Source organism: Pseudomonas sp. TE6288 (genome assembly GCF_054062095.1).
Genome location: NZ_JBSSEW010000010.1, coordinates 216,935 through 234,672, shown reverse-complemented (window position 1 = coordinate 234,672; position 17,738 = coordinate 216,935). Strand labels below are relative to the sequence as shown.

Annotated in this window: 16 protein-coding genes and 1 riboswitch; of the genes, 13 read left to right on the top strand and 3 right to left on the bottom strand. The window is 64.8% G+C overall.

The window, feature by feature from the left end:
• Positions 1 to 158 precede the first annotated feature (158 nt).
• The 6 genes from ACVWY1_RS12795 (at position 159) to ACVWY1_RS12770 (ending at position 6,796) form a co-directional block, all read left to right on the top strand.
• Complete coding sequence (locus ACVWY1_RS12795) at positions 159 to 1,280, top strand: aromatic ring-hydroxylating oxygenase subunit alpha (RefSeq protein WP_198755660.1); 1,122 nt, start codon at positions 159 to 161, stop codon at positions 1,278 to 1,280.
• Between the two features lie 63 nt (positions 1,281 to 1,343).
• The gene (locus tag ACVWY1_RS12790) at positions 1,344 to 2,318 is read left to right on the top strand and encodes a PDR/VanB family oxidoreductase (RefSeq protein WP_457378368.1); all 975 of its coding nucleotides are present in this window, start codon (positions 1,344 to 1,346) and stop codon (positions 2,316 to 2,318) included.
• A gap of 183 nt (positions 2,319 to 2,501) precedes the next feature.
• Positions 2,502 to 3,653, top strand: a complete 1,152-nt coding sequence (locus ACVWY1_RS12785; RefSeq protein WP_457378367.1) for a DUF1624 domain-containing protein — start codon at positions 2,502 to 2,504, stop codon at positions 3,651 to 3,653.
• A 27-nt stretch (positions 3,654 to 3,680) separates the two neighbouring features.
• A riboswitch (cobalamin riboswitch) is annotated at positions 3,681 to 3,878 on the top strand.
• Between the two features lie 109 nt (positions 3,879 to 3,987).
• On the top strand, positions 3,988 to 5,001 hold the full coding sequence (locus ACVWY1_RS12780; protein WP_110701687.1) for an ABC transporter substrate-binding protein: 1,014 nt from the start codon (positions 3,988 to 3,990) through the stop codon (positions 4,999 to 5,001).
• Complete coding sequence (locus ACVWY1_RS12775; RefSeq protein ID WP_457378366.1) at positions 4,998 to 6,014, top strand: FecCD family ABC transporter permease; 1,017 nt, start codon at positions 4,998 to 5,000, stop codon at positions 6,012 to 6,014. The genes ACVWY1_RS12780 and ACVWY1_RS12775 overlap by 4 nt, the downstream gene beginning before the upstream one ends.
• A 14-nt stretch (positions 6,015 to 6,028) precedes the next feature.
• The gene (locus ACVWY1_RS12770) at positions 6,029 to 6,796 is read left to right on the top strand and encodes an ABC transporter ATP-binding protein (protein ID WP_404940933.1); all 768 of its coding nucleotides are present in this window, start codon (positions 6,029 to 6,031) and stop codon (positions 6,794 to 6,796) included.
• A gap of 111 nt (positions 6,797 to 6,907) precedes the next feature.
• Here the strand turns inward: ACVWY1_RS12770 and ACVWY1_RS12765 are convergent, their stop codons facing one another.
• Positions 6,908 to 7,228 (bottom strand): hypothetical protein, encoded by a 321-nt coding sequence (locus ACVWY1_RS12765; protein ID WP_198755225.1) that lies wholly within the window; start codon positions 7,226 to 7,228, stop codon positions 6,908 to 6,910.
• 137 nt (positions 7,229 to 7,365) lie between these two features.
• Positions 7,366 to 7,800 (bottom strand): bleomycin resistance protein, encoded by a 435-nt coding sequence (locus ACVWY1_RS12760; RefSeq protein WP_102683730.1) that lies wholly within the window; start codon positions 7,798 to 7,800, stop codon positions 7,366 to 7,368.
• Positions 7,801 to 8,085: 285 nt separating this feature from the next.
• Here ACVWY1_RS12760 and ACVWY1_RS12755 point away from each other — a divergent pair, with 285 nt between their 5' ends.
• The 7 genes from ACVWY1_RS12755 (at position 8,086) to ACVWY1_RS12725 (ending at position 15,207) form a co-directional block, all read left to right on the top strand.
• Entirely contained in the window at positions 8,086 to 8,241 is a 156-nt protein-coding gene (locus tag ACVWY1_RS12755; RefSeq protein WP_156177603.1) for a hypothetical protein, read from the top strand.
• 56 nt (positions 8,242 to 8,297) lie between these two features.
• Positions 8,298 to 8,777 carry a hypothetical protein gene (locus ACVWY1_RS12750; RefSeq protein ID WP_198755226.1) on the top strand — a complete coding sequence of 160 codons (480 nt, stop codon included), beginning with the start codon at positions 8,298 to 8,300 and terminating at the stop codon, positions 8,775 to 8,777.
• 167 nt (positions 8,778 to 8,944) lie between these two features.
• Positions 8,945 to 10,519 (top strand): sensor domain-containing diguanylate cyclase, encoded by a 1,575-nt coding sequence (locus tag ACVWY1_RS12745; protein ID WP_457378365.1) that lies wholly within the window; start codon positions 8,945 to 8,947, stop codon positions 10,517 to 10,519.
• An 84-nt stretch (positions 10,520 to 10,603) separates the two neighbouring features.
• A complete protein-coding gene (locus ACVWY1_RS12740) occupies positions 10,604 to 11,383 on the top strand; it encodes a DNA/RNA non-specific endonuclease (protein ID WP_457378364.1) in 780 nt (259 codons plus the stop codon).
• Between the two features lie 104 nt (positions 11,384 to 11,487).
• A complete protein-coding gene (locus tag ACVWY1_RS12735) occupies positions 11,488 to 11,934 on the top strand; it encodes a hypothetical protein (protein ID WP_102683734.1) in 447 nt (148 codons plus the stop codon).
• 149 nt (positions 11,935 to 12,083) lie between these two features.
• Positions 12,084 to 13,430 (top strand): MFS transporter, encoded by a 1,347-nt coding sequence (locus ACVWY1_RS12730; protein ID WP_258598191.1) that lies wholly within the window; start codon positions 12,084 to 12,086, stop codon positions 13,428 to 13,430.
• A gap of 142 nt (positions 13,431 to 13,572) precedes the next feature.
• Positions 13,573 to 15,207 (top strand): hypothetical protein, encoded by a 1,635-nt coding sequence (locus ACVWY1_RS12725; RefSeq protein WP_457378363.1) that lies wholly within the window; start codon positions 13,573 to 13,575, stop codon positions 15,205 to 15,207.
• Positions 15,208 to 15,262: 55 nt separating this feature from the next.
• Here the strand turns inward: ACVWY1_RS12725 and katG are convergent, their stop codons facing one another.
• Positions 15,263 to 17,509 carry a catalase/peroxidase HPI gene (gene katG, locus ACVWY1_RS12720; RefSeq protein WP_457378362.1) on the bottom strand — a complete coding sequence of 749 codons (2,247 nt, stop codon included), beginning with the start codon at positions 17,507 to 17,509 and terminating at the stop codon, positions 15,263 to 15,265.
• Between the last annotated feature and the right edge of the window lie 229 nt (positions 17,510 to 17,738).

Below are 17,738 nucleotides of genomic sequence, written 5' to 3'. Positions count from 1 at the left end.
AAGAACGCCGGTTTGTAGATGTGTTTGCTCGCACGAACATCATCCATCAAACCGGCGTTCTTGTTTCTGTCTTTCCCGGGATTCCGTGAAGAACCAATTTTTTGCCCAGATTGTTAACCAACAGATACGCGTTAACCAATAAGAACCGAGATAGAGCCATGAACGATTTCAAACGCCTGCCCGCCGACTTCTGCGCCAACCCCGAGGAGGCCTTCACCCTCCCGGCCAAGTTCTACACCCAGGCCGCCGTCTTCGAACACGAGAAGGAAGCGATCTTCGCCCGCAGTTGGATCTGCGTCGGCCACCGCAGCGAAGTCGCCGAAAAGAACGCCTACATCACCCGTCAGGTGATCGGCGAGAGCATCATCGTCGTGCGTGGCCGCGACGACGTGCTGCGGGCCTTCTACAACGTCTGCCCGCACCGTGGCCATCAACTGCTCGAAGGCAGCGGCAAGGCCAAGAATGTGATCACCTGCCCGTATCACGCCTGGACCTTCAAGCTCGACGGCGAGCTGGCCCATGCGCGCAACTGCGAGAACGTGGCCAACTTCGACAAAGGCAATTCCACCCTGGTGCAGCTGCGCGTGGAGGAATACGCCGGTTTCATCTTCATCAACATGGACAACGACGCAGGCTCCGTCGAAGACCAGCTGCCGGGCATGCAGAAGCGCATGCGCGAAGCCTGCGCGGTGATCGACGACCTGCACCTGGCCGCGCGCTTCGTCAGCGACACTCCGGCCAACTGGAAATCCATCGTCGACAACTACCTGGAGTGCTACCACTGCGCCCCGGCCCACCCTGGCTTCTCCGATTCGGTGGACGTCGGCCAGTACAGCCACAGCCTGCACGGCAACTGGACCCTGCAATATGGCCTGGCCAAACCGTCGGAGCAGTCATTCACCTTCGACGAGTCGGTGAAAGACCCGTCCTTCGCCGGCTTCTGGGCCTGGCCGTGCACCATGTTCAACGTACCGCCAGGGGCCAACTTCATGACCGTGATCTACGAGTTCCCGGTCGATGCCGAGACCACCCTGCAGCACTACGACATCTACTTCCTCAACAAGGAGCTCAGCGAAGAGCAGCACAAGCTGATCGACTGGTACCGCGAAGTGTTCCGCCCCGAGGACCTGCGCCTGGTCGAGAGCGTGCAGAAAGGCCTGAAGTCCCGCGGCTACCGTGGCCAGGGCCGGATCATGGTCGACGCCCAGCGCAGCGGCGTCAGCGAGCACGGCATCGCCCACTTCCACAACCTGATCGCGGTCGCCCACCTGGACGACTGAACACACGCCAGCTCCCCGCCCCGCGCCAGGGCCTGGCGCGGGGCTTTGTTGTCGAGGTACGCCATGGCCAAGCAATACGAGATGTTCAAGGTGCGCGTGACCGGTGTGGAACAGGCCACGCCGCAGATCAAGCGCTTCACCCTGGCCCGCGCCGACGGCGCCGCCCTGCCCGCCTTCAGCGGCGGCAGCCACGTGATCGTGCAGATGCAGTCGCCCTGCGGCAGCCAGTTCAGCAATGCCTACTCGCTGATGAGCGACCCGCGTCAATTGCACAGCTACCAGATCGGCGTGCGGCTCGAGGAGCAGTCCAAGGGCGGATCGGCGTTCATGCACAACCAGGTAGCGGTGGGCAGCGAGCTGACCATCTCCACCCCCATCAACCTGTTCGCCCTGGACGCCGATGCCGGGCGCCATGTGCTGATCGCCGGCGGCATCGGCATTACCCCGTTCCTGGCGCAGTTGCACGAGCTGGAAGGGGGCGCCACCCCCTACGAGCTGCACTACGCCTTCCGCGCCCCGGAACACGGCGCCTTCCAGGGCGACCTGGAACAAGGCCCGCATGCCGGCAACACGCGGTTCTACATCGACAGCCTGGACCGCAAGCTCGACCTCGCCGCGCTGTGCGCGGGCCTGGCCGATGACGCCCACCTCTATGTGTGCGGGCCCAAACCGCTGATCGACGCGGTGATCGCCACCGCCGCCGCCGCTGGCATCGCCGAATCGCGGGTGCACTGGGAACAGTTCGCCGCCGCCGCGCCGGCCACAGGTGCGGCCTTCACCGTGGTGCTGGCCCGTTCAGGCACCGAGCTGGCAGTCGAGGCAGGCATGACCATCCTGCAGGCCATCGAGATGTCCAAGGCCGCGAAGGTCGAGTGCCTGTGCCGCGAAGGCGTGTGTGGCACCTGCGAGACGGCGATCCTCGAAGGCGAGGCCGAGCATTTCGACCAATACCTCAGCGACGAGGAAAAGGCCGCGCAGCAGAGCATGATGCTGTGCGTGTCGCGGGCGCGCTCGGCGCGGTTGGTGCTGGATCTCTGAAGTCAGATCGCGTCCCAACGGGGCGAACGATGCCATCGCGGCGCAGGCCCGCTCCAGGAATAGCGCATGAGCTGGAGCGAGCGTGCCGCGATGGCGTCAGGCGCCTCGATGTAAATGCAGGCCAGTGGATTGAAAAATTGTTATGAGATAACATTTTACTTCCACTGTTTGCGACTTTTTTCAATGGCCAGCCCCCAACTCCCCCAACGCCTGCAAAGCATCGACGCCCTGCGTGGCCTGGTGATCCTGTTCATGCTGCTGGATCACGTGCGCGAAACGTTCTTCCTGCACCGCCAGGTCAGCGACCCGATGACCATCGACGCCACCGAACCCAGCCTGTTCGCCAGCCGCACCCTGGCGCACCTCTGCGCGCCGGTGTTCGTGCTGCTTACCGGGCTATCGGCCTGGTTGTATGGCGAAAAGCACCAGGGCCGTGGCGATGTCTCGGTGTTCCTGTTCAAGCGCGGTCTGTTCCTGGTGGTGCTGGAATTCACCCTGGTCAACTTCGCCTGGACCTTCCAGTTGCCTCCGAGCGTGATCTACCTGCAGGTGATCTGGGCCATCGGCCTGAGCATGCTCGCCCTGTCACTGCTGGTGTGGCTGCCGCGCCCGGCGCTGCTCGCCCTCGGCGCGCTGATCGTCGCCGGTCACAACCTGCTCGATGGCCTGCACTTCGGGCCGAAATCGGCGCTGCATGTGCCATGGGCGATCCTGCATGAGCGCAGTTGGCTGGAGGTAGGCGAACATCTGCGCCTGCGCACGTCCTACCCGCTGTTGCCGTGGATCGGCGTGATCGCCCTGGGTTATGGGCTCGGGCCGTGGTTTGCCCGGGGCAGCGACGCCGGCAAGCGCCAGCAGCGTCTGCTATGGGCCGGCGCGGGCCTGCTGCTTGGGTTCGTCGCGCTGCGCCTGCTCAATGGCTACGGCGAAGCCCCCTGGAGCCTCTACGCCCGCGTCGGGCAGACGCTGATGAGCTTCTTCAATATCACCAAATACCCACCGTCGCTGCTGTTCCTGGCCCTGACCCTTGGCGTCGGCCTGCTCCTGCTGCGCGGCTTCGAGCGTGCCGGCGACGCCCGCTGGATCGGCCCGCTTGCGGTGTTTGGCGCAGCGCCGATGTTCTTCTACCTGCTGCACCTGTATGCGCTCAAGCTGCTGTACGTGGCCTGCGTGGCACTGTTTGGCCTGAACCAGGGCCGCTATTTCGGTTTCGATGGCATCGGGGCGGTATGGCTGACCGCCGTGCTGCTGCCACTTGTCCTGTACCTGCCGGTGCGCTGGTTCGCCCGGCTGAAAGCGCGACGGCGCGATATCGCCTGGCTCAAGTACCTGTAAAAGCGTTTTCACCCGACAGCCCGATGGTCTACCATGCCGCCCGCCGGTTTCCACACGGAATCAAAAGGGAATCCCGGGCTCGCCACTGGCGATCCAAAGGGAACTGCCCCCGCAACTGTAGGTGCCGAGCCTGCGCCATCGATGCCACTGGGTCTGCCGACCCGGGAAGGCTGGCGCCGGCCTGGACGCACCAGTCAGGAGACCTGCCGGCACGCATTCACCAACCGGCGGGGTGTCCGGGATGGTCATCCGCCCTGGCCGCGTGCTTGCGCAGGCTGCCGGGCGATGCCTGTCCGTGGGCCATTCCGTGCACCACCCAGGAGATCGCCCCACCATGCCGCACCGCCTCGCCGCCCTCCTCGCCGGCCTGTCCCTGTCGGGCCTGGCCCACGCCAGCGCCACCCAGTACCCGCTGACCGTCGACAACTGCGGCATGCCGCAGACCTTCACCCAGGCCCCGCAACGGGCGGTGACCGTCGGCCAGGCCGGCACCGAGCTGCTCTATGCCCTGGGCCTCGGTGAGCGGCTGGCGGGCACCTCGCTGTGGTTCAACAACGTGCTGCCGGAATTCAAGACGCAGAACGACAAGGTCCCGCGTCTGGCCGACAACGAACCGAGCTTCGAGGCGGTGGTCGGCAAACGTCCGCAACTGGTGACGGCGCAGTTCGAGTGGATGATCGGCGCCCAGGGCGCGGTCGGCACCCGCGAGCAGTTCCAGGAGCTGGGCATCCCCACCTACCTGCTGCCCTCGGACTGCGAGGGCAAGGACAACCTGGTGGGCGCCGACGGCACCCGCCTGCAGCCGTTCAAGGTGCAGAGCATCTACAAGAGCGTCAGCCAGCTGGCCGAGATCTTCGACGTGCAGGAACGTGGCGCGCGCCTGAATGCCGAGCTCCAGGGCCAGCTGGAACAGGCCAGGCAGCGCCTGGCCGGCCAGGACCTGGCGCACACCAGCGCGCTGTTCTGGTTTTCCAGCGCCGACCTCAAGACCGACCCCTATGTCGCCGGCCGCCAGGGCGTGGCCGACTACATGCTGCAGACCCTCGGCGTGCGCAACGTGGTCGAATCCAGCGAAGAATGGCCTACCGTGGGCTGGGAGACCCTGGCCAGGGCCAACCCCACCTGGCTGATCGTCGCGCGCATGGACCGCCGTCGCTACCCGGCCGACGATTACCAGAAAAAACTCGACTTCCTGCGCAGCGACCCGGTCACGCGCAATATGGACGCGGTCAAGCACGGCCGCATCATCGTCCTCGATGCCGACGCCATGCAGGCCGGCATACGCCTGTTCCGCGGCCTGGACGTGCTGTCCAGCGCCTTCGCCAGCGGTAAAGCACCCCAGCCATGAGCCGCCTGCTGCCCATCAGCCTCTTTGCCTTGCTCGCCCTGTGCCTGGCCATGCTTGCCGGGATTGCCATCGGCGAGACCCGAGTCGGCGCCGAGGCGATCTGGCAGGTGCTGGCCAACCAGCTGTGGCAGGCCGGCCATGCCGTCGACCCGATCGACGCCGGCATCGTCTGGAACTACCGCCTGCCGCGCACCCTGGTCGCCGCCGCTTGTGGCGCGGGCCTGGCGACCTGCGGGGTGATCCTCCAGGCGCTGCTGCGCAACCCGCTGGCCGAACCGTACCTGCTGGGCCTGTCGGCAGGTGCCTCGACCGGTGCGGTGGCGGTGGGGTTGTTCGGCCTGGGCGGCGCGGTGCTGTCGCTGTCGGCAGGCGCCTTCATCGGCGCGCTGGCGGCGTTCGCCCTGGTGCTGCTGCTGTCGCACGCCAGTGGCAGCCGCCATGACAACGCCCAGGTGATCCTCGCCGGCATCGCCGGCTCGCAGCTGTTCAACGCGCTCACCGCCTTTCTCATCACCAAGTCGGCCACCGCCGAGCAGGCCCGCGGCATCCTGTTCTGGCTGTTGGGCAACCTCAGCGGCGTGCGCTGGCCGTCGGTGTGGCTGGCGGTGCCGGTCGCTCTGTTCGGCCTCGCGATATGCCTGTGGCAACGCCGGGCACTGGACGCCTTTACCTTCGGTGCCGACTCGGCGGCCTCGCTGGGCGTACCGGTGCGCCGTACACAGCTGCTGCTGATCAGCTGCGCGGCGCTGGTCACCGCGGTGATGGTGTCCATCGTCGGCGCCATCGGCTTCGTCGGCCTGGTCATCCCCCACGCCTTGCGCCTGCTGCTCGGCCCCGGGCATAGCCGCCTGCTGCCGGCCAGTGCCCTGGGCGGTGCGCTGTTCCTGATTATCGCCGACATCCTCTCGCGCACCCTGATCGCCGGCCAAGTGATCCCGGTGGGCGTGGTCACGGCCTTGATCGGCGCACCGGTGTTCGCGCTGATCCTGATCAGCCGCCGGGGGCGCCCATGAGCGTGATGACCACCATCGCCGACGCGCCGCTCACCTGCCAAGGGCTCAGCCTGCGCCTGGGCGGACGCGACGTGCTGCAGGGTGTCGACCTGAGCGTGATGCCCGGCGAAACCCTCGGCGTGGTCGGCCCCAACGGCTCGGGCAAGTCCACCCTGCTCAAGCTGCTCGCCGGCCTGCGCACGCCCAGCAGTGGCAACGTGCGCCTGCTCGGCGAAGCGCTGGAGCGCATGCCGCGCCGGCATATCGCCCAACGCCTGGCCCTGGTCGAGCAACAGGCCGACACCCTGGACGCCATCAGCGTGTACGACGCCGTCGCCCTGGGCCGAACGCCCTGGCTCTCGGCCCTGGCACCGTTCGGCAACGATGACCGCGCCATCGTCGAACAGGCGCTGGCCGACGCCGACGCCAGCCACCTGCGCCGACGGCTATGGGGCGAACTGTCTGGCGGCGAACGCCAGCGCGTGCACATCGCCCGGGCGCTGGCGCAACGGCCGCAGGTGCTGTTGCTGGACGAGCCGACCAACCATCTCGATATCCAGCACCAGCTCGGCTTGCTACGCCAGGTGCAGGCGCTGCCGGTGACGACGCTGGTGGCGCTGCATGATCTCAACCAGGCACTGACTTGCGATCGGCTGGCCGTGCTCGATCAAGGGCGGTTGGTTGCGCTAGGCAAGCCGGAGGCGGTGTTGACGCCGGAGCGGTTGTTGGGGACGTTTGGGGTGCGGGGGCACTACCTGGTCGATCCGTATGATGGGGCGCGGGTGCTGCGGTTTCGTGCCTGAGTCGGCATGGAAAGCGCCGCTCACGCGGCGCATCGCCGGCAAGCCGGCTCCCACACCGACCGCGCCAGCCTGAGGCCATGCGCCATCCCGTGGGAGTCGACTTGGTGGCGATCAGGCCGATTGGTTTACCTGCGGCAGCTTCCAGGCCTTCATCTCCTGCGGCGTCAGGCTGGCCAGTACCTGCATGAAGGTTTCGGTCAGCTCGCTGCTGACATTACCGTGGGCGCGGTAGTTGCTCAGCAGGTAGCGCTTTACCGTATTCGGCCAGTTGTTCGCCAGGTGAGCGGCCTTGATGATGCCCTTGGCGTCCTGATAGTTGGCGGCGGGCTTGACCTGGGTCAGCCGGCGCTCGAAGTGGCCGAAGCTCCAGTCGTCCTCGCGAGCCTCGAATTCGTCCAGCAGTTTCACCTTGTACAACGCAAGCTCGGGCATGCGTGATCTCCTTGTGATGGGGTGGAAGGAGACGGTAGGTGAATACGTCGGGAATGGAAATGAACACGGTGTTGAGCATGGCGGGTGTCGGTTGGGACGGCCTGTCAGACGCCAGCTGCAGGGGCTGGTAGCAAGGGCTACCGCGCGGATAACGCAACCGGACGCTCGCCCAGTTTCTGCGCCAACCTCAACAGGTAGCCATCGGGGTCCTGGACCAGGAACTGGCGCAACCCCACTTCGACGGCATCTGCGCGATACCAGACTTCCTCGCATGCCTGGAACAACGGCCAGCGATGGCGCTCCAGCCGTTCGAGCAGCGGCGCGACAGCGGGGACATCGATCTGCAGGTTGATCCCCCGCCCAAAGGGTTTTTCCAGCGGCCCGGTGAGCCAGTGATCATCGGCATCGAGCTGCTCGAGCATCACCTGCGCGCCGTGCAGGTCGAGGTAGGCGAAACGCTGCTCCGGGCGTTGATAGGCAATCTCGAAGCCCAGCAACGACACCCAAAAATCCAGGCTGCTGTCGAGGTCGCTGACGATCAGTTCGGGCACCATCCTGTTGCGCTGTAGCATGCGGGTCGTCCTTGAGGGGTATGGGCAAGCGGACGACATGATAACGCTTACCCCAACTTCCACCAGCGTGGCCGGCAAGCACGAAACGAATGCGATGTGGGCCGCAGGGCCTGGGCGCCCTTGCCATCGAAGCAGCCCAGCAGCCCAGCAGCAAGGCGACCGTGGGGGTGCGCATGGAGCGCCGTAAAAGTGTTACGCCGCATGGCATCCTGGCCTGCGCGCCCGCGCCACTGCTAAAGTGCGCGCCGCGGCCCTCCCGGCCCCAGCAATGATGGAAACCTGCCGATGGAAAGAATGATCCAGTTCGTGGCGGTGGTGGTGGTCTGCACCAGCATCGGCATCGCCTGCGAGCACTACGAAGTGAACCGCTACCTGAAATGGCTGCTGATGGCCCTGCCGGCGATTGTCTGGGTGCGCCTGCGCAATCCGTTGCAACGCTGAATTTGCGCATGGGTTTGCAGTAAACTCGCAGGCCTTAACGTGCCCAAGGCTGCCCCATGTCCCGCCTGACCCGACTGCTGTTGCCCGTGCTCCTGCTCGGCGCCCTCGCCGCCTGCGACCAGAAGCCCAGCCGCGAGGAACAGATCCTCGCCAACCTGCCCTTGCAGGAAGCCTACGACCACAACATCGAACGCATGGCCGGGCTGCTGGCCATGAACCACGCGCAGGTGCCCCAGGACAAGATCAAGCAGGTGCTGCGCAAGCACCTCACCGTCGAGGATCAGCGCCAGGACCTGTTCAAGTTGTACAGCGAGGAGCACTTCGACGACGCCGAATTCGCCAGCATCGTCCAGGCCACCCGCGACCCGGCCAAAGCCAAGGAACTGGGCCAGAGCGACGAGGGCAAGCGCCTGAGCGAGAAGCTCACCCGGCTGATGCGCGAGAGCGCCAGCGACCCCCAGGTCCAGGCCCTGGCTCAGGCGCGCATGCAGCAGGTCGAGGATGACCTGCGAGCACTGGAACAGGACGCGCCCTGACCCTGTAGGGCACAGGAATCAATCACGGCAAAGTCCGTGATAGCTGTGAGAAGCCGGAGCGCCCTGCGTAATCCAACCCTGCAATTGCCCGCCTGCATGGTTCACCTTGCGCCTAGCGCGTAAGGTGAGGCACCTGCTGCATCCCATGAGGCCAAGGATTGCGATACATGCCCCCCCACGCTCGGCGCCCCGACCTGCGCACTCTCATCCTCGCGCTCTGCGCCATCACCGCGCTGGTGATGCTGCTGGCCAGTTACTTCGCCAGCTACCGTGTGCAACGCCAACTGCTGATCGACAGTGCCCTGGAAGCCAACCGGGCCTACGCCGCCAAAGTGGCCGCCGTGACCGAGAACACCCTGGGCAACGCCCTGCAGCAACTGGCCTACAGCGCCAGCCAATGTGCCCGGCACCCCGATGACGTTAACCTGGTACAGGCTGAAATCGACCGCCTGCAACAGCAAAGCAACCTGTTCAACTCAACCTTGCGGGTCAGCGCCCAAGGTGTGGTGCGCACGCTTGCGCCAGCGCCACTGCAACACCTGGCCGGTACCCAGGCCAGCTCGGCCGCGTCCCGGGAAGCCTTGCGCGAGCGCCGTACGCTGGTTTCCACGCCCTTCCTGTCGGCGGCCGGCAACCTGTTGGTGATCATGTCGCAGCCGATCTTCGACGCCGACGGACGCTATCAGGGCTATATCGGCGGCAGCCTGTACCTGCGCGAACGCAACTTGCTCAACAGCCTGCTGGGCACGCACTTCTACCAGAACGGCGCCTACCTCTACGTGATTGATCGCAACCGTCGACTGCTGTTCCACCCCGACAGCCAGCGGGTCGGCACGCTGGTGGGCGACAACTCGCTGGTCGACGAACTCCCCCATCTTGACCAAGGCACCCGCCGGCTGGTGAACAGCCAGGGCGTGGAAATGCTCGCCGGTTTCGCCACGGTGCCCAGCACCGGCTGGGCCATCGTTTCCCAGCAACCGCTGCAACAGACCGTGGCACCGCTGCGCCACCTGATCCTCAATGTCATCGCCATTTCCGCGCCGCTGGCCCTGCTCGGCTGCCTGCTGCTGTGTTGGCTGACGCAAGTCATCGCCCACCCGCTCAGGCAACTGGCCACGGTCGCCCGGGGCACGGGCGAGCAACAGACCACCGAGCGCATCCACCAGGTTCGCGCCTGGTACGCCGAGGCTGCGGAGCTCAAACGCGCCCTGCTGTTCGGCCTGAACCTGTTGCAGGAGCGCATCGGCCGACTCAACCATGACGCCCAGACCGACCCGCTCACCGGACTGCTCAACCGCCGTGGCCTGCAGCAGGCACTGCGTTTGCTGCAGGCCGAGAAACGCGGCTTCGCCGTGGTGGTACTGGACATCGACCATTTCAAGCGGATCAACGACAACCACGGCCATGACATCGGCGACCTGGTCCTGCAGCGGCTGGCAGGCCTGATGCGTGGTACCTGCCGTGAGGGCGACCTGCTGTGCCGCACCGGTGGCGAGGAGTTCCTGATGCTCCTGCCGGGCGCGGGCCTGGAGGTGGCGACCGCCATCGCCGGCCACCTGCGCCTGACCGTGGAGCATACCCCTATCGAACCTATCGGCGGGATTACCCTGTCCCTGGGCGTGGCCAGCTGGCAGCCCCTGACGGGTGACGAGCCTGGCGATACCCTGCGCAAAGCTGACCAGGCGCTGTACCGGGCCAAGCAGAAGGGGCGCAACCGCGTGTGCATCGACAGCCAGGCCTGACACTTCGCCAGCACAGGCCGGAAAAAGGCCGGCCTCCTGCAGACTGCTGTAACATCCCGCGCTTTTGTTCAAGGAAGACGCGCCATGCGCCGTTTGCTGTTCCTGTTGCTGGCCCTGAGCCTGACCTCGTGCGCGCCCCGCCTGCCCTCCCCAACACCTCCCGAGCCTGCCGCCACGCCGCTGACCCTGCTCGACCATGGGCGCTTCCGGCTCTGGTACGACTGCCAGCGCGGCGAGCCGCACCGTTTCAGCTTCACCCTCGACAAGGACCAGGGTCACCTGCCTCGCGTCGATAACTTCCGTATCGATCGCAGCCTGCCCGAGGGTTGCATGGGCCAGTTCTCGGCCAAGGCCTACTCGACACCCAAGGGCTATCACCGCGGCCACCTGGCAGCCAACAATCATTTCGACGACGACCGGGCGGCGATGGACGCCTCCAACCTGATGAGCAATATCGTCCCGCAGTTGGCCTCGCACAATAGCCGCACCTGGTACCAGACCGAGCTGCTGACCGAGTGCTACCGCGACCTGCGCCCGGTGACGGTAATCGGTGGCGTGGTGTTCGGCCATGCCGGCGCGGCCCTGGACAACGATGCCTTCGTCCAGTCCCACGGCATCGCCACGCCCGAGGCGTTCTGGAAGGTGCTGCTGACCGAGGATGAACACGGACAGCCCCAGGTCATCGCCTGGTGGATCCCGCACCAGGCCGGACTCGGTACCGACCTGGACCCATACTTGCGCAGCGTTCGCCAGATCGAGACTGCGCTTGGCCCGGACGAGCCGCCGATCGAGGTGCCCGAGCAGCTGAAAGATCAGCGCCCGCCCCACACCTGGCCGCTGCCTGCGCGTTGCGACCGTGAGTGAGGGGAAGCCTTCCCCCTGAAGAATGAGGCGCAGTCACATTAAGCTACCGCCCCTTCTCAAACCGGTACACGCAGGTACCGGTGTTTGCCTCCAAGGACGTTGCCGTGTCGAAGATCCAGCGTTTCACCCTCTCCCCCCTGGCAGCGCTTGGCCTGCTCACCCTCGTGGCCTGCAGCGCGAACCCCGAGGCCAGCGCGAAAGTCGACGCCGCCGCCCTGTCCGGTTTCACGGCGGCCATGCAGAGCGCCCTCATCAACCGCATCGATGCCGCCAACCAAGGCACTCTGGTTGGCGTAGTCACGCTCAAGCTCACCCTGGACCGGAACAATCGCCCCATCGCCTGCAAGGCCGTGCGCAGTTCGATTGCCCATGAACGGCTGTTGCCCTTGGGCGTCACGGCATCTTCCTTGAGCCAATTGAAGCAACTGGTCGAGCACGAATGCTGGAGAACCACCTACCCGCCAGTGCCTGAAGGCCTGTTCGAGAACGACCAGGTGGAAGTGATCGCCCCCCTTGTGCTGATCTCTCGCCTGCCGATGCCGCGGCCCTGAGTCCCACATCCGGTGCTAACAGGCATCCGGATGTCGCCCCCGACAAAGCGCCCTCGCCCTACCGCTTGTCTACTGGCCCGAGAACAACGACGGCGCGCCCCGAGCGCGTCGCATCCGTCCAGGCTGCCAAGACCACCGGAGAGCACCCCATGTCCATCGCCCACGAGGTCCCACCCGCCACCTTGCGGCGGGTGATCGCTGCCTCGGCCATTGGCAACTTCGTCGAATGGTTCGACTTCGCCGTCTACGGTTTCCTCGCCACGCTGATCGCCAGCCAGTTCTTCGCCAGCGAGGATGAAAGCGTCGCCCTGCTCAAGACCTTCGCCGTGTTTGCCGTGGCCTTCGCCCTGCGCCCGCTGGGCGGCATCGTGTTCGGCGCGCTGGGCGACCGCCTCGGGCGCAAGCGCATACTGTCGTTGACCATCCTGCTGATGGCCGGCTCCACCACGCTGATCGGCCTGCTGCCGACCTATGCCAGCATCGGCGTGCTGGCCCCGGCGCTGCTCACCCTTGCCCGTTGCCTGCAGGGGTTTTCCGCTGGGGGTGAATATGCCGGCGCTTGCGCCTACCTGATGGAGCACGCGCCACGGGGCAGACGGGCGTTCTACGGCAGCTTCGTGCCGGTCTCGACCTTCTCCGCCTTCGCCTGCGCGGCGGTCATCGCCTATGGCCTGGAGGCGAGCCTCACTGCCGAGGCGATGAATGCCTGGGGTTGGCGTATTCCGTTCCTCGTCGCCGCGCCCCTGGGCCTGGTCGGCCTGTACCTGCGCTGGCGCATGGAGGAAACCCCGGCGTTTCGCCAGGCAATCGCCGAAGGCAAGGCCCACAACCATTCGCCGTTGGGCGACACTCTGCGCCACCATGGCCGCACCATCCGCAACCTTGGCGCGTTCATATCGCTGACAGCGCTGTCGTTCTACATGTTCACCACCTACTTCGCCACCTACCTGCAGACGGTCGGCCACCTGAGCCGCGCCCAGGCGCTCCTGGTCTCGACCGTGGCGCTGCTGTTCGCCGCCGCCGGTTGCCCGCTGGCGGGCGCCTTTTCCGATCGTGTCGGGCGACGCCGGACCATCGGCTTCACTTGCCTGTGGGTGATGGTGGCGGTATTCCCGGCCTACTGGCTGGCCAGTTCGGGGTCGCTGACCGGGGCATTGCTGGGGGTGATCCTGCTGGCCATCGGCGCGCTGATGAGTGGCGTGGTCACCGCCGCGCTGCTGTCGGAGTGCTTCCCCACCCGCAGCCGCTACACCGCCTCGGCGATCACCTACAACGTTGCCTACACCCTGTTTGGCGGCACCGCGCCGCTGGTGGCGACCTGGTTGATCGAACAAAGCGGCAGCCGCCTGGCGCCGGCGTTCTACCTGGTGGTGATTGCCTTGCTGGCGTTGGTGGGCGGGTTGGCGTTACCGGAGACATCGCAGGTTTCACTACACCGTGAAAGCGAAGGCGCGCGCCGGCATGCCGATAGCGATAAAGCGATGTCGACGGACTGATTGCACGCGCTGTCGACAGCATCAAGACATGGCGATAGGCCATGCATTAGCATGCGTGGCCTCGGTGGCCTGATGGGGGCCACCTGTCTTGTTCCTACTCACTGAGCCGTGAGTCGGTCAATGCCATGTAAAGGATGCGCTGATGGCTACAGATGTCTGCACTCTGGCGGGAATCGCTTTCGAATGTTTCCAGCTGGACAAGAATGCGCCCAAGCTCTTTGGTTTCGCCGAACTGCTCAGTGGCCTGGCCCTGACCCTGCTGGTCTGGACCATTGCCGATGTACGCTACAAGTTTCGTATAGAGACCGCCGGGTTCAGGGTACGAGACACCTCGATCGCTATCATCCTGGCGCTGGGTGTAGTGGTACTGATTACTGATCTATGGCGCTACAGCCAATGGTGGATGCCCCTGAAGGGACCGATCACTCCCGAAATCTGGCAATTCATGCTGGGCCTGGTGTTCTTCGCGGTATTCAGCACGTGGTTGATTGTCGCGTTCCTGAGACCTCCAGTCTTCAATCACTGCAATGCCAGACAGTTCGGCAAGAGTGTCGAGTCTCGTCTACAGCGTGGGTCCACGGGCGAATTGACGATTGTCGCAGCAGAACTGATCCGATCATCCAGCAGCATTATCAGCCATGCTGCCGAACGGGCGCCGAAAGGCAATCTCAAGACCACAGCACGCGCCCGTGAGCTACTCAACACCATTGCCAGCCCCAGGTTCTGCAAGGTTTTCGTGGAAAGCGCACCAAAGTTGATCATCAGCTTGTTCAACGAGATCCGCGCACAGGAGGCGTATGGTCCCGAAGCAGAAAACCTGGCACGAAATGTCCTGACCGCCGCCATCAACAATCGTGACTCATTCCTGTTCGTAGAATTGCAACATGAAGAGCTGGGCTTGAAGGACTACCCGGTTATCAGGGCACTGTGGGGCGACCTGAACATGGTCAACGGTATCAGCATGCTGCTCTCTCCCTACACTTCGCGCAGAACCCCATGGGATCTCGAACAATGGCGCGCTTATCTCCACCTGGTCCGGGAAGCGTTCGCTACGTATGTGAAGGGGCCCTGCACGATGAATCCCAATTCGCTGCATTGGGCATATCTAAATATTCGCGGGATGTATGCAGATCTGAATGCGGATCTGTCAGTTCAGGAATTACGGCCCGACGACGATCTTTTCCAGCGCCTCCAGGCCCTTGGAGAATTGATCGAGGACATGGTCGAAATGCTGGACAAGCACAAAGCGCCTGCGCCCCTGCCGCACACAACTATCGCCAAGATCATCCTTGACCTGATCAAAGCAGCCTCTTGCGTACGCAAGCCACGCCCCGTAGCGAGGAAGATCCAGGCCAAACTGGTCTGGGAGGACATCCTCAACTCCTGCGCACTCAGGAGCGATGCAGGTACAGCGATCCAGTCCATCGTACATGAGCAGCTCCTGAACACGATCAAGCGATGCCCGGATCTCGATAGCGTTCGCCTGCTGGGATATAGCCTCAACGTGCTCGGTTTCGTGGTCTCCAAGGAAGACAGTGACTATGGATCGACCTGGAGAACACTTCACATCGAGCTTCTGCAATGGGTCAGGGCGCATCTGGCAGGAATGCTCAGGCAACACCCCCGCATGGCCAGTGAATGCTTCGTCGACGGGATGTCATTCGATGCGGTACATAATCGACTGGTCATACGCTACCCCACCGATTGGGGAGACGTACCGCCTGAATACTTCGAACTGGACCCGACACCCGACGAACCGCAAGCCGCTGCGGGTTGAACGCTATTACCCAAGGGTTAAAAGGGGGCGCACAGCGCCCCCTGACCTTCGGGAATCAAGGCAAATCGAACCTGTCCAGCTCCATCACCTTCACCCACGCCGCGACGAAGTCCTTGACGAACTTCTCCCTGGCATCGCTGCTGCCATACACCTCGCTCAAGGCACGCAGCTGCGCATGGGAGCCGAACACCAGGTCGACCCGGCTGGCGGTCCATTTCACCTGGCCGGTCTTGCGGTCACGGCCCTCGAACGCTTCGTTGTCCGCCGAAGTCGGTTTCCACTCCACGCCCATGTCCAGCAGGTTGCGGAAGAAGTCGTTGCTGAGCACGCCGACCTTGTCGGTGAACACACCCTCCTTGCTGCCGCCATGGTTGGCGCCAAGCACCCGCAGGCCGCCGATCAGCACGGTCAGCTCCGGTGCGGTGAGCGTCAGCAACTGGGCCTTGTCCAGCAGCAATTTCTCGGCCTTGACGCTGTAGCGCGCCTTGCTGAAGTTGCGGAAACCGTCGGCCAGAGGCTCAAGCACCGCGAACGACTCGACATCGGTCTGCTCCTGCGAGGCATCCACGCGCCCCGGATGGAACGGCACGCTGATGTTGTGCCCGGCATCCTTGGCGGCTTTCTCCACCGCCGCGCTGCCGGCCAGCACGATCAGATCGGCCAGGGAGATCTTGTTGCCGCCCTCGTTGCGGATCTTCTCCAGCGCCGCCAGCACCTTGTCCAGCCCCTGGTTCGCCGTCCAACCGTTCTGCGGCGCCAGACGCAGGCGACCGCCGTTGGCGCCGCCGCGCTTGTCGGAACCGCGGAAGGTCGAGGCCGAGGCCCAGGCGGCGGACACCAGTTCGCCGACACTCAGCCCAGAAGCCAGCACCTTGGCCTTGAGCGCGGCGATATCGGCGTCGCTGGGTTGAGGCCCTGCCTTGGGCAGCGGGTCCTGCCACAGCAGTTCCTCGTTGGGCATTTCCGGCCCGAGGTAGCGTGCCAGCGGGCCCATGTCGCGGTGGATCAGCTTGTACCAGGCACGGGAGAAGGCATCGGCGAGCTGGTCGGGGTTGTCCTTGAAGCGCCGGGCGATGGGCTCATAGATCGGGTCGAAGCGCAGCGCCAGGTCAGAGGTGAGCATCGACGGCGCGTGCTTCTTGCCGGGATCATGGGCATCAGGCACGGTCCCCGCGCCCTTGCCATCCTTCGGCCGCCACTGGTGGGCGCCAGCCGGGCTCTTGGTCAGTTCCCACTCGAAGTTGAACAGGTTGTTCAGGTACTCGTTGCTCCACTTCGTCGGGGTCGAGGTCCAGGTCACTTCCAGGCCGCTGGTGATGGTGTCGCCACCCTTGCCGGTACCGAACTTGTTGCTCCAGCCCAGGCCCTGCAGCTCGAGGCCCGCGGCTTCCGGCTCGGCGCCGACGTTGTCGGCGGGGCCGGCACCGTGGGTCTTGCCGAAGGCATGGCCGCCGGCGATCAGCGCCACGGTCTCTTCATCGTTCATGGCCATTCGGCCGAAGGTCTCGCGGATATCCTTGCCGGATTTCACCGGATCGGGCTCGCCTTCCGGGCCCTCCGGGTTGACGTAGATCAGGCCCATCTGCACGGCGGCCAGTGGGTTTTCCAGGTTGCGCTCGGCAGACAGGTCGCGGTTCTGCTCCTCGCCATGCTTGGCGGGCTCGGCCACCAGGTCACCCTGGCCGGGCGGCTGGGCCTTGACCTGTTCCTTGCCGTAGCGGGTGTCACCACCCAGCCAGACCTTCTCCGAGCCCCAGTACACGTCCTCGTCGGGCTCCCACACATCGGCGCGGCCACCGGAGAAGCCGAAGGTCTTGAAGCCCATGGACTCCAGGGCGACGTTGCCGGTAAGCACGATCAGGTCGGCCCAGGAGATCTTGTTGCCGTACTTCTGCTTGATCGGCCATAGCAGGCGCCGGGCCTTGTCCAGGCTGACGTTGTCCGGCCAGCTGTTGAGCGGGGCGAAGCGCTGCTGGCCGGAGCCGGCGCCGCCACGGCCATCGCCGATGCGATAGGTACCGGCGCTGTGCCAGGCCATGCGGATGAACAATGGGCCATAGTGGCCGAAGTCGGCCGGCCACCAGTCCTGGGAGTCGGTCATCAAGGCGCTCAGGTCTTTTTTCAAGGCCTGGAAGTCGAGGCTCTTGAACGCCTTGGCGTAGTCGAAGTCCGGGTCCATGGGGTCGGACTTGCTGGAGTGCTGGTGGAGGATCTTCAGGTTGAGCTGGTCAGGCCACCAGTCACGGTTGCTGGTGCCGCCACCGGCGGTCTGGTGGAACGGGCATTTCGATTCGTTCGCCATCTGCTTCTACCTTTAGGGTCGGTTCAATTCAGATTTCCGGGCGTTCTTGTAATTGCGCTGCCAGGTGTTGGATCAGGCGTTCGCCAAGCGCGCCTGCCCCTCATCGGTTATGGCCGGGCACACCTGTGCACCGGCTTTTCACGGAACCAGCAGAAAGACTAGCCGAGCCTGGGCAGAGGTCTAATAGAGGCGATATTGGGGGGTGATAGCCTGGCTCTGTCAGCCTGTG

Excerpts from the sequence above, each read along its gene's own strand:
- ACVWY1_RS12795 (WP_198755660.1), top strand. The coding sequence starts at position 159 with ATGAACGATTTCAAACGCCTGCCCGCCGACTTCTGCGCCAACCCCGAG.
- ACVWY1_RS12790 (WP_457378368.1), top strand. The coding sequence starts at position 1,344 with ATGGCCAAGCAATACGAGATGTTCAAGGTGCGCGTGACCGGTGTGGAA.
- ACVWY1_RS12785 (WP_457378367.1), top strand. The coding sequence starts at position 2,502 with ATGGCCAGCCCCCAACTCCCCCAACGCCTGCAAAGCATCGACGCCCTG.
- ACVWY1_RS12780 (WP_110701687.1), top strand. The coding sequence starts at position 3,988 with ATGCCGCACCGCCTCGCCGCCCTCCTCGCCGGCCTGTCCCTGTCGGGC.
- ACVWY1_RS12775 (WP_457378366.1), top strand. The coding sequence starts at position 4,998 with ATGAGCCGCCTGCTGCCCATCAGCCTCTTTGCCTTGCTCGCCCTGTGC.
- ACVWY1_RS12765 (WP_198755225.1), bottom strand. The coding sequence starts at position 7,228 with ATGCCCGAGCTTGCGTTGTACAAGGTGAAACTGCTGGACGAATTCGAG.
- ACVWY1_RS12760 (WP_102683730.1), bottom strand. The coding sequence starts at position 7,800 with ATGCTACAGCGCAACAGGATGGTGCCCGAACTGATCGTCAGCGACCTC.
- ACVWY1_RS12755 (WP_156177603.1), top strand. The coding sequence starts at position 8,086 with ATGGAAAGAATGATCCAGTTCGTGGCGGTGGTGGTGGTCTGCACCAGC.
- ACVWY1_RS12750 (WP_198755226.1), top strand. The coding sequence starts at position 8,298 with ATGTCCCGCCTGACCCGACTGCTGTTGCCCGTGCTCCTGCTCGGCGCC.
- ACVWY1_RS12745 (WP_457378365.1), top strand. The coding sequence starts at position 8,945 with ATGCCCCCCCACGCTCGGCGCCCCGACCTGCGCACTCTCATCCTCGCG.
- ACVWY1_RS12740 (WP_457378364.1), top strand. The coding sequence starts at position 10,604 with ATGCGCCGTTTGCTGTTCCTGTTGCTGGCCCTGAGCCTGACCTCGTGC.
- ACVWY1_RS12730 (WP_258598191.1), top strand. The coding sequence starts at position 12,084 with ATGTCCATCGCCCACGAGGTCCCACCCGCCACCTTGCGGCGGGTGATC.
- ACVWY1_RS12725 (WP_457378363.1), top strand. The coding sequence starts at position 13,573 with ATGGCTACAGATGTCTGCACTCTGGCGGGAATCGCTTTCGAATGTTTC.
- katG (WP_457378362.1), bottom strand. The coding sequence starts at position 17,509 with ATGGCGAACGAATCGAAATGCCCGTTCCACCAGACCGCCGGTGGCGGC.